The sequence below is a fragment of the Flavobacterium sp. AJR genome (assembly GCF_002156885.1).
Taxonomy (GTDB): Bacteria; Bacteroidota; Bacteroidia; order Flavobacteriales; family Flavobacteriaceae; genus Flavobacterium.
The window spans coordinates 72715-83613 of sequence record NZ_NCWQ01000009.1; the positions used below are offsets into that span (position 1 = coordinate 72715).

Genomic DNA, 10899 nt, shown 5'->3' on the forward strand with positions numbered 1-10899 from the left:
CAGGGCGACTATAAAGCTGCTTTCTTGTATTAAACAAAATTATCATTTTTTTTGGAACGAAATCTTTATCTTTGCCACAAATAAAAATAAATTTATGAGTTTACGTAAGTATCTAACTAGCCGAGTATTTTTTACGCAAATACTAATTGCTGTTGCAATTATTGCAGTTTTAGGTTATTTGTTTATGCATTGGTTAACATTTACAACTGATCACGGACATGAAATCGAAGTACCAGATTTAAGAAAATTGACCGAAGAGCAAGTGGAGGCAAAACTGGACGGACTGGATCTGGATTACGTACTTTTGGATAGTGTGGATTATAGAAGTGGATTCCCGAAATTTAGCGTTGTTGAGCAGGATCCTTTGCCAGGAACGAAGGTAAAAGTGGGTAGAAAGATTTATATTAAGATAAATGCATCTGGTTTTTCATCAGTTCGTATTCCGGATTTGATAGAGAAAACATATCGTGAGGCTATACCAACATTAAAGGCTTTAGGGCTTGAAGAAGGTACAATTACGTATATTCCTAATCTTGGAAAAGATATGGTTTTGGAGATGCGTTTAAAAGGAAGAAACTTAAAAGTGGGAGATCGCGTACTGAAATCATCAAAAATTGATTTGGTTTTGGGCGATGGAAAAGCAAGTTATTTAGATGAAAGTCAACCGGCAGATTCTCTAGCAGTGCCAGGAGACGAAAAAACAGCAAATGAACAATAATAATACCGATAGTTTAGATTTAGAAGAAGAGTTATATGAGCATTTTAGATTTGAAGTTCCTAAGGGTCAAGCACCTTTAAGAATCGACAAATACTTAATGGGCTTAATACAGAATGCTACAAGAAATAAGATTCAGAATGCTGCAACAGAGGGTAATATCTTTGTAAACGACGTTATTGTAAAGTCAAATTACAAAGTAAAAGCGTTTGATGTTGTTACGGTGATGTTATCGCATCCTCCGTATGAAAATCATATTATTCCAGAAGATATTCCGTTGAACATTGTTTACGAAGATGATGCTTTATTATTAATTAATAAAGTGCCAGGAATGGTTGTGCATCCGGGACATGGTAATTATACTGGAACGCTGGTTCATGCTTTGGCACATCATTTTGATAATTTGCCAATGAATAGTAGTGAGCGTCCGGGATTGGTTCATAGAATTGATAAGGATACTTCAGGACTTTTGGTTATTGCCAAAACAGAAGCTGCTATGACGCATCTTGCCAAACAATTTGAAGCAAAAACTTCTGAAAGAGAATATATTGCTCTTGTTTGGGGAAATGTTGTTGAGGAGCAAGGAACTATTGAAGGAAATTTAGCAAGACACTTAAAAGACAGAATGCAAATGGCTGTTTTTGCTGATCCAGAAATAGGAAAACCTGCTGTAACGCATTATAAAGTTTTGGAACGTTTTGGTTATGTTACTTTAATTTCTTGCCAGCTTGAAACAGGTAGAACACACCAGATTCGTGCTCACATGAAACATATTGGTCATCCGCTTTTTAATGATGAACGTTATGGTGGTCACTTGATTTTAAAGGGAACTACGTTTACAAAATACAAACAGTTTATAGATAATTGTTTTAAAGCTTTGCCAAGACAAGCTTTGCACGCTAAAACATTAGGTTTCGTTCATCCTACAACGGGTGAAATGATGCGTTTTGATACTGAACTTCCGCAGGATTTTCTTGATTGTATCGACAAATGGCGTAATTATTCGAAATCGCATAATACTGACGAAGAAGAAAGTTAAAAATATAAAGCCCCAATTTGGGGCTTTTTTTATGCTTTATCTGGAATAAAATTTTGAACCATTAAGAGATTAAGATTAATTAAGGTTTTACTTTTTATTTGCTGTTAGATTGTCTATAAAGGAACGCGGATGATACGGATTCGCTAAGGCGAAAACACGGATTAAACGGATTTCCTCTCAAGCCTTTTTCTTAATTTTTCTTAATCTCTTAATGGTAAAATCTTTAATTTAATTTAATTTGTCTTCTTTCACGACTTTTGGTTCTTCTTTTTTGGAAGTAATCATTACACCAAACATCATCAAGAAGGCACAGATTAAGATTACTTGAATAATAAGGGATTCGTTTACTAAGCCGATTTGATTTTCGACAGTTATACCAATGAATAATAATATGGTTATTAGTCCGCGTGGTGCTACGAAAAGTAAGGGTAATAAGGGAACTTTAGATAAGTGTAATTGAATCGTTCTAATTATAAAAATAAGTATTACGATTCTAATTGCCCAAAAGATAGTGTCTGGGTTAAGTATTTCGGCTCTTCTGAGTGAATAGCCAAATAGCAGAAAAAATAATGCTCTTACTATAAAAGCACCTTCGGCAGTGAGTTCTTTAAATTTCTGTACCTCTTTTGCTAGTGATTCTGAGCGAAGGCGTTCACTCCATTTATAGTTTTTTAACTGATTAAAATTATTAATTGAGAGACCAAATATCAAGATGAAAAGTAGTGCTGGTAAATGGTGTTTTTTTGAAATTTCATAAATTAGAATCATTAATAAAATAATAGGTACAAACTTAATATGATGTTCAATTCTATTAAGGAGTAATGATAATAGCATGGTTGCTAAAAAAGAGATTACTATCATAATTAAAATCTGCAGAAAAAAGTAGCTAAAAGTTGAGAATCCAAAAGTGGTATTATAATATATGAAATTGAAAAATACTACGCCAAAGATATCCGATAAGCTACTCTCGTAAGTTACAAATTCTCGTTGGCTCAGGTTTAGATTTTGAACACTTGGAATTGCAATGGCACTACTAATTACGCAAAATGGTATTGCATTTATTAAACAGGCTTGAAGCGGGTATCCTCCATAATAATGGAATAAATATGCCAGTACAAAGGCAAATGCTATAAAGGAAAGAAATGCACCTATTGCTGATTTTTTTATTAATGGCAATTTGGATTTGTCAAGTTCCAGTTCTAGTGCTCCCTCGAGTACAATTAATATAAGTCCTATGGTTCCTAAAATAGGGAGTAGATGGGTGAATTTAGGAAGCTCGATATCAAGGAATTTAGTTATTTGCCTTACTGTCCAGCCCAAAAGGAGTAATAATATTACGGATGGAATTCTTGTTTTCGATGAGGTTAAATCGAATAAGTAGGCGATAAGCAATAAGACACAAAATGTAATTATTATTGTCATTTTTGATTCTTTTTTAATTACTCTTAGCTATTGTTATTATGGGGATTGACAGGAAATGTTGATGTAATTTACCAAATCTTACTAATAAATCATAGGTTTTGTTAAAGAAATAGTAGCTTTTGTCTCATTTGTAAAGTTGGATTAGTAATGATATACGCTGTAAAATAGTTACTTTTGTTGCGCTTATAAAAAAGATTTTTTCTTATTATGAAAATAATAATAGTAAGAAAAAACTGTTTTATTAGTTTTCACCTTTTCAGATTTATATTTAAATAATGAAGCAATATTTTAACTTATTTGATTTTACACAAAAAGTAGATTATAAAACCGAAATTCTTGCAGGTTTTACGGTGGCTATGACTATGATTCCCGAATCGCTTTCGTTTGCCATTCTTGCTGGTTTTCCGCCTTTAGTTGGTTTATATGCTGCATTTATCATGGGATTAATTACGGCTGTTTTTGGTGGTCGCCCAGGTATGGTTTCGGGTGGAGCAGGAGCAACGGTAATTGTATTGATTGCTTTAATGAAATCGCACGGTTTAGAATATGTTTTTGCAGCGGTGGCTTTGGCTGGTGTTTTGCAAATTCTGGTAGGTTTATTTAAATGGGGTAAATTTATCCGATTAGTTCCTCAACCTGTAATGTTTGGTTTTGTAAATGGTTTGGCAATTGTAATTTTTATGTCGCAATTAAAGCAATTTAAAACGGTTGTTAATGGCGAGTTAGTTTGGTTATCGGGAAATCCTATGTTTATTATGCTTGGATTGGTTGCTTTAACAATAGCAATAGTAATTTTGTTTCCTAAAATTACCAAAGCAATTCCGGCTTCGTTAGTAGCGATTATTGTCGTTTTTGGTTTGGTTCTTGGTTTAGGTATTCAGACAAAAACTGTTGCCGATATCGCCTCAATAAGTGGTGGTTTTCCTCCTTTTCATTTGCCTAATATTAATTGGAATCTCGAAACGTTACAATTAATTTTTCCGTATTCTTTAATTATGGCTTCTGTAGGGTTAACGGAGGGTTTGCTAACATTAAACTTGGTCGATGAACTTACAGGAACAAAAGGAAACGGAAATCGGGAATGCATTGCTCAGGGAAGTGCCAATATTGTAAATGGATTTTTCTTCGGGATGGGTGGTTGCCCAATGATTGCCCAAACGTTGGTAAATATCTCGGCTGGTTCCAGAGCTCGTTTATCGGGTATTATTGCATCACTAACCATTCTTGTTATTATCTTGTTTGGAGCACCAGTAATCGAAAAATTACCTATGGCAGCTTTGGTTGGCGTTATGTTTATGGTTGCAATAGGAACGTTTGAATGGGCTAGTTTCAGGATTATTAATAAAATGCCTAAACACGATATTTTTGTTGGAATAATCGTTGCGGTGATTACTGTTTTTATGCATAATCTGGCTTTGGCAGTTTTAATTGGTGTTATTATTTCGGCTTTGGTTTTTGCTTGGGAAAGTGCCAAACGTATCCGTGCCAGAAAGTATATTGATGATAATGGAGTAAAGCATTACGAGATATTTGGACCGCTCTTTTTTGGTTCTACAATGGGGTTTATGGAGAAATTTGATGTTCAGGATGATCCGAAAGAAATAATAATCGATTTTAAAGAAAGTAAAATTGTAGATATGAGTGCCATTGATGCTGTAAATAAAATTACAGAACGGTATGCAAAAATCAATAAAACGGTTCGGTTATATCATTTAAGTGACGATTGCCGATTGTTACTTAAAAATGCTAATATTATTGTGGATATTCTCGAAGATCCTACTTATAAAGTTACTGCTGATTAAGAATATTAAAAAGAGCCTGAAAATATTTTCAGGCTCTTTTTAATTATAGGGATTGTGATTTTATATTTCCAATTGATCCAGTTTCTGATGGAATTAATTCGAATATAGATGTAGGTGTAAGACCTGGTTCTATGCGATGAGAAACGTATAAGATTGTCATACTAGTTTCTTTGACCAAAAGATTAACGAGTTCAATAACTAAAGCTACATTTTCATCATCCAAACCTTCTACAGGTTCGTCTAAAATTACTAATGGAGGATGTTTTAATACGGCTCTAACTATTAATGCAACTCTTTGCTGCCCGATAGAAAGTTGTGTAAATATTTTATTCTTTAAATGGCTCATTTTAATCACATCAAGCCATTGCGATACGATTTGTCTTTGTAAGGATGTTGGTTCCGTATATAATCCAATTGAATCAAAAAAACCAGATAAAATCATGTGTTCTAAGCTGTGCTTTTTCTGAAATAAATCGGTCATGGAAGTCGAAAAATACCCAATTCTCTTTTTGATATCCCAAACACTTTCTCCGCTGCCTTTCTTCTTTCCAAAAAGGAATAAATCTTGTCCGTAACCTTTTGGATTGTCACCAGAAATTAAGGATAGGATTGTACTTTTTCCAGAACCGTTAGGTCCGATAAGTTGCCAAAATTCATTCTTTTTAATTGTCCACGTAATAGCGTCAACGATTTTTCTTTCGTCGTAACTTACAGAAACGGCATTCATGTGTATCAATACTTCTTCATCGTAATCTGTAGGTTCTGCAGGTTTAGGAATGGAGACTTTTACTGAATTTGAACTATTTTCGGTAGTTTTTATTTCGTTTAAAACAAAAGAATTGTCTGTAATCTGGGCTTTATTCTGTATAAAAGGAAATAAATCGGCAGCACGATTTACCAATTGAATTATCCGAACAGATTTCGCCAATTGTTCCAGAGAATTTGCCAATGTAATACGTGAGGCATGATCCAAATGATCTAGCGGATTATCAAAAATAATGTAATCTGGATTTTGCTTTACGCAATAGTTTAAAAACTCTTTTTTACGTTCGCCCGAGGAGAATGTTCGTAGTTTTCTATTTGATTCTGCAGCGGCTTCAATCAGATCATATTGGTATTCTTTTTCTATAAATTTATCAATTGCAATGTCCGAAAATAGAATTCCGTTTAGGGAATTAAAAGCCGCTAATTCTCCTTCGGCATTTCCGTCAAGTACCGTTTCGATAAAAGCTTTTTTATTAACTGTATTGGATAAAAGGATGTCCCAATGTTCTATAGTGTTCATTTGCGCAATTTAAGAAATCTATTTTGTTTCGGCAGTAATCATTGGGCGATTATTTCTTGACCATTCGCTCCAGGAACCAACATAAAGTTTAGGAATTGGTAACCCGGCATAATCCATTGCAAGTAGCGTATGACATGCTGTTACGCCCGAACCGCAATGTACAATTACGTTTTCGGGTTTTGTATTGCCAAGAATATCTTGATATTTAGCTTTTAAAACTTCTGGAGAAAAATAGGTACCATCTTCATTTAGATTGCTGGTAAAAGGAACATTTGTCGCTCCGGGAATATGTCCTGCAATTAAATCGATAGGTTCTGTTAAGCCATCAAAACGGTCTTTATCCCGAACATCAATGATTATAGTATCTTGGTTCTTGCTTGCTTTGTCAATTTCGGTAATATCTGCCTGAGATAATTCCCAGTTAGAGATTGGATATAATGCTGCTTCCGCAAAAGTTTCAATTCCAGAACTTACGGGAAAACCTGCTTTTACAGCTGCTTGTAAGCCACCATTTATAACCTGTACTTTTTTGTGTCCAATTGCTCTAAGCATCCACCAGAAACGTGCTGCAGCATTCGAACTATTTTTATCATCATATATAATTACATGACTTGATGGCGATATTCCGAATTTTGATAACACTTCGGAAAATTTTGATAATGAAGGTAAAGGATGTCTGCCGCCATTTGCAGCATCTGTAGGAACAGTTGCCAAATCGAGATTTAAATCAACATAACGAGCATTTTGTAAATGAGATGCTGTATAGTTTTCTTTGGCATTGATTCCTGCTCTGGCATCAACAATTACAATATCTGATTTTTGTGATGCTATTAAATCTTCTGTATTTATGATGGGTGATACTTGTTCTGACATTTTTTTATGAATTAAAAATTAAAAAAAATTAAAGATTTCCTGTATTGCTTTTTAGCCACAATAACGTGTTTATAACCAGCTGACTTTGTGGTTCGTTTTCGAATGTGTACGAAAGTGTTTTATTGGTGTTATTTTCATAATCTATATCATTATGTCCCATATTAAAATAGACCATTTTATACTTCTTATTTGTCCAAACTACGGGATAATAACCACTATGCCATATCTCGCTTGGTTTTGGTCCAGTACCTAAAGGAAAACTAGTATCATCTATTGCTAAGAGTATATTGATATCAGGATTATCCCTAAGGTCATTTTGCCATCTGTACCATTCGTTTGGCGATGATTTAAATGTTTGAGGAACATCTTTGGTTATAATAAATTTGCTTTCAAGTCGTAGTATTGCCGATGTAGGTTTCCATGTATTGCTTCCGTATTCGCCAGATCCTAAAAATTGATTGTGGTACCAATCCCAGTTTTGTGGGTATTGAGAATCGTTTAAAGCAAATGCAGCGAAGTGAAACCCAATCCAGGCGCCACCATTTTCCATATACTTTTTAAACGCTTCTCGTTGCTTGGTTTCTTCGGGACGAGTATCCAAGAATATAACGACCTGATATTTTGCTAAGAACTTAGTATTAAGATTATCCCAATTATTGGTTGAATCATATTCAAAATTATATTTCTCTGCCATCTTAGGAAACCATTTGTTGGCTTCATGCACAAAACTGATATGAGCTTGGTCATTTTTGGCAGTATAAAATGCAATTACCTTAAATTTTGAATTGCTTTTACTATTTTGAGAAAATCCTGAAAAAGCAGTTATAAAAAGTAATAACAACATACTTTTTTGGGCAATTGAATAGATTTTTTGACCAGAAAATTGCATTGAATAAATTTTGAATTGATGATTTTATTTAATTAATCAGGAATCTTTTCTATTAATATTTCATTTCCAGATCTATCGTAGTACGTACAAGTCATTTCGATAATATCTACTCTCCATTTAGCAATACCGCATTCTCCTGCTTGTTTGCAAAATGTTATATAATCTGTTTGTCCGTCTTGGTGTTGTAATAAGAATTCTAGAAAACGTTCTTTATTAACATTTGATGTTACTTTAATTTCATCGTATTTATCATCAGTGGCAACTCTATAATTGTTTACACCATAATATTCTACAGTACCATCATTTACATTGGTGTCATATCCTTTTACTCCTAAGATTATTAAATCTTGAATATAATTAGGAAAATCAGCTCCAGTTTTCACTTTTGAGTGTGCTTCTTTAATTTGCTCTATTGTAAACATATTAATTTGTATTGATGTTAGAATTATTTATTGTTTCAAAAATACGATTAATGGCAATACGTTTTCTTTTTATGAAAACAAAAAATTGCATAGCAGATGTGCAGAGATAATTGTTTTATAATTTATGGTTAAGATGTTACTTTAAGGATATCCTCGTTTTGAGAATATGTAAGTATGTATTTGATTGTTAATATTTTGTAAGATATAATTGTGAAAATATTGCATTTTGACGAATAATGATGCACTTCGTAGGACTTCTTTTATTAACAAGAAAAATATATGTAAATTAGATATATAATGTTGTAAGCTAAAACTGGAATTATGAAAATAACTATACTTTTACTCTTATTTGTTATACCCACATTTGCTCAAGAAGTCAATACATTTGATTTTGCAGTTATAAACTCGACTTTAATATCGCCAAATATCGATCTTGATAAAGGGCGAAGCGTTGTTGCGGGGAATAACAACGAATATTCAACCTATTTTCAATATGCTTTTGGAATGCGTTCGGATGATATCATTCTTGGAGCTGGAATTGATAAATCAGAAATTGACCGAACTTACATAGGCTATGTTGGTAAAATATTTGAGAATTTCAGAGCAACAATTGGTGTTGGTTACGTAGAATCGCGCAGTGGTTATGATGGAACATTTACTGGGCTTAATATTTCGTGGCATCCAAAAAATAATACTTTTATTGGTGGAAGTTTAGAAAATTTGCATTCTACAAGTGTTGATTATGAAACGGATGAAAGTTTTGATTATTATCAAAAAATGGCTCCAAAAGTATTTGCGAGCTACGAAATTGTTCCTAGAATAATAGTCTTCGGTCAATTGAGCAGTCGGGTTAATGATATTGCATTAAAATATCAGATTGACCGTTTTTCTCTTGGAGGATTTTACTCGGGTCATGGAGTTGAGGGCATTTTTGGAACTTTGAATATTGGGAGATTTGCTCTTTCTTGCAGTACAACTTTTGATAAAGTAAATTTCGGACTGAAGTTTCAGTAATAGTTAGAGTTCTTTTTTTAGTGTAACGACTTGTTGTGGGAATGGAATTTCTATTTTATCGGCATCAAAACGATTTTTTATACTGTGTAATAAATCGCAATACATAACAAAACCATCGGTCGCATCTTTTGCCCAAGCCCAAACTTTTAAGTTTACGCTCGAATCGTTAAGCGCTACAACTCTTGCTACAACTAGTGGAGCATTATTTTTTTTGTTTGCAGCAGTTCGTGTATCTATAAAAAGAGGATGTTTAGCAACTTCATCTTTCATTATTGTTAAGGCTTTATCAATATCTGAGTCGTAACCTATTCCTATTTCGATTATTTTGCAGCATTTAGAATCATTCATATTTGTGTTTAGGATAATCTGATTACTTATAACGGAATTTGGAATAATAATACGGTTATTTTCCATGTCTTTTAAAACCACTTGTCTTAAATTAATATCTTCGACTACACCGCTAAAATTATTGATTGTTATTTTATCATTTATCTTGAAAGGTTTAAAAATCACTAAGAATATCCCGCTCATAATATTACTTAAAGCTTGTTGTGAAGCAAGTCCTGCAATAACCGAAAGTACTCCTGCACCAGCGAGTAATGAATGTCCTATGAGTTTAAATTCTGGAATTTGTATTAATGCAAATGCAATCCCCAGAATATAAATTATAGTGATTACTAAATGTTTCAAGAATTTATATCCTGTACTATCAAAATCGTTAACGCCTAATCGGCGGCGAATAAAACGAATAAAAAGCTTATCGATAATAGTAGCCAATAGGATTGTTATAATCAGTATTATTACTATAGCAACAATTAATCTAAAGTCTTTTAAAAGGTTTATCATTGGTTGATTTTTTTACCACTAAGGTATTAAGTGTCATTAAGTAGTGAAAGCTTAATTTTCTTGATATCTGAATGGCTAAAGTTTTATTGTATGTTTCTAATGGAAACACAAATTTAATTAAATTCAGAGAAATTGAAAGCTTTTAATTCGCTCCAATCTTCTTTAATAATGCTATAATAGACATCGTCTTTGCTTTTTCCGTCGGCATCGATATAATTATTTCGAAAAACACCTTCTTTTTTATGTTTGATAGCGTATTTGGACGCGGATTAAACGGATTTGCTAAAGCGAAGACGCAGATAAAAACGGATTATTTTTATAGCGTGTTTGGACGCGGATTATACGGATTTGCTAAAGCAAAGACGCAGATAAAAAACGGATTTATTATTTTGATGCGTGTTAAAAGATGAATAAAACGGATTTTATTGTTTTGTTTTTATTGTATTGGAGGCTGATTATATAGATTTTATAAAGCATAGATGCGATCTTGAAGTGTCGGGACAGATTTTATTTTCTAGTTTTTCTGATATTTTCGAAAATTTTTCTTTTAAATTCAGGTTTTTTTCCAAAATTTAAAAGTAATCCTACCTCG

At 33.1% G+C, this 10899-nt stretch carries 10 protein-coding genes; 4 read left to right on the forward strand and 6 right to left on the reverse strand.

Going from position 1 to position 10899, the window contains the following annotated elements; translation table 11 throughout:
- Positions 1–94 precede the first annotated feature (94 nt).
- Both B8T70_RS03830 and B8T70_RS03835 read left to right on the forward strand, forming a co-directional pair.
- Complete coding sequence (locus B8T70_RS03830; protein WP_039112971.1) at positions 95–718, forward strand: PASTA domain-containing protein; 624 nt, start codon at positions 95–97, stop codon at positions 716–718.
- Positions 708–1754, forward strand: coding sequence for an RluA family pseudouridine synthase (locus B8T70_RS03835; protein ID WP_086893976.1), 1047 nt, complete (start codon positions 708–710; stop codon positions 1752–1754). The genes B8T70_RS03830 and B8T70_RS03835 overlap by 11 nt, the downstream gene beginning before the upstream one ends.
- 228 nt (positions 1755–1982) lie before the next feature.
- Here B8T70_RS03835 and B8T70_RS03840 read toward each other — a convergent pair whose 3' ends face one another.
- The gene (locus B8T70_RS03840; protein ID WP_086893977.1) at positions 1983–3176 is read right to left on the reverse strand and encodes a sodium:proton antiporter; all 1194 of its coding nucleotides are present in this window, start codon (positions 3174–3176) and stop codon (positions 1983–1985) included.
- A gap of 275 nt (positions 3177–3451) precedes the next feature.
- On the opposite strand from B8T70_RS03840, the gene B8T70_RS03845 reads away from it, so the two are divergent.
- Positions 3452–4978 (forward strand): SulP family inorganic anion transporter, encoded by a 1527-nt coding sequence (locus B8T70_RS03845; protein WP_039112968.1) that lies wholly within the window; start codon positions 3452–3454, stop codon positions 4976–4978.
- Positions 4979–5021: 43 nt separating this feature from the next.
- Here B8T70_RS03845 and B8T70_RS03850 read toward each other — a convergent pair whose 3' ends face one another.
- The 4 genes from B8T70_RS03850 to B8T70_RS03865 are packed head-to-tail and all read right to left on the reverse strand — an operon-like array spanning position 5022 to position 8447.
- A complete protein-coding gene (locus tag B8T70_RS03850) occupies positions 5022–6263 on the reverse strand; it encodes an ATP-binding cassette domain-containing protein (protein ID WP_242667419.1) in 1242 nt (413 codons plus the stop codon).
- An 18-nt stretch (positions 6264–6281) separates the two neighbouring features.
- Complete coding sequence (locus B8T70_RS03855; protein WP_086893978.1) at positions 6282–7136, reverse strand: sulfurtransferase; 855 nt, start codon at positions 7134–7136, stop codon at positions 6282–6284.
- Positions 7137–7164: 28 nt separating this feature from the next.
- Positions 7165–8025, reverse strand: a complete 861-nt coding sequence (locus tag B8T70_RS03860) for a ThuA domain-containing protein (RefSeq protein ID WP_207621516.1) — start codon at positions 8023–8025, stop codon at positions 7165–7167.
- A gap of 32 nt (positions 8026–8057) precedes the next feature.
- Complete coding sequence (locus B8T70_RS03865; RefSeq protein ID WP_039118348.1) at positions 8058–8447, reverse strand: DUF1398 domain-containing protein; 390 nt, start codon at positions 8445–8447, stop codon at positions 8058–8060.
- Between the two features lie 321 nt (positions 8448–8768).
- Here B8T70_RS03865 and B8T70_RS03870 point away from each other — a divergent pair, with 321 nt between their 5' ends.
- Positions 8769–9461 (forward strand): hypothetical protein, encoded by a 693-nt coding sequence (locus B8T70_RS03870; RefSeq protein ID WP_086893979.1) that lies wholly within the window; start codon positions 8769–8771, stop codon positions 9459–9461.
- Positions 9462–9464: 3 nt separating this feature from the next.
- Here the strand turns inward: B8T70_RS03870 and B8T70_RS03875 are convergent, their stop codons facing one another.
- Entirely contained in the window at positions 9465–10307 is an 843-nt protein-coding gene (locus tag B8T70_RS03875) for a mechanosensitive ion channel family protein (protein ID WP_086893980.1), read from the reverse strand.
- Positions 10308–10899: the final 592 nt, after the last annotated feature.

What these genes read in the sequence shown, in the direction of transcription:
- B8T70_RS03865 (WP_039118348.1), bottom strand. Translation starts at nt 8,447, where the DNA reads ATGTTTACAATAGAGCAAATTAAAGAAGCACACTCAAAAGTGAAAACT.
- B8T70_RS03860 (WP_207621516.1), bottom strand. Translation starts at nt 8,025, where the DNA reads ATGCAATTTTCTGGTCAAAAAATCTATTCAATTGCCCAAAAAAGTATG.
- B8T70_RS03845 (WP_039112968.1), top strand. Translation starts at nt 3,452, where the DNA reads ATGAAGCAATATTTTAACTTATTTGATTTTACACAAAAAGTAGATTAT.
- B8T70_RS03835 (WP_086893976.1), top strand. Translation starts at nt 708, where the DNA reads ATGAACAATAATAATACCGATAGTTTAGATTTAGAAGAAGAGTTATAT.
- B8T70_RS03830 (WP_039112971.1), top strand. Translation starts at nt 95, where the DNA reads ATGAGTTTACGTAAGTATCTAACTAGCCGAGTATTTTTTACGCAAATA.
- B8T70_RS03850 (WP_242667419.1), bottom strand. Translation starts at nt 6,263, where the DNA reads ATGAACACTATAGAACATTGGGACATCCTTTTATCCAATACAGTTAAT.
- B8T70_RS03870 (WP_086893979.1), top strand. Translation starts at nt 8,769, where the DNA reads ATGAAAATAACTATACTTTTACTCTTATTTGTTATACCCACATTTGCT.
- B8T70_RS03840 (WP_086893977.1), bottom strand. Translation starts at nt 3,176, where the DNA reads ATGACAATAATAATTACATTTTGTGTCTTATTGCTTATCGCCTACTTA.
- B8T70_RS03855 (WP_086893978.1), bottom strand. Translation starts at nt 7,136, where the DNA reads ATGTCAGAACAAGTATCACCCATCATAAATACAGAAGATTTAATAGCA.
- B8T70_RS03875 (WP_086893980.1), bottom strand. Translation starts at nt 10,307, where the DNA reads ATGATAAACCTTTTAAAAGACTTTAGATTAATTGTTGCTATAGTAATA.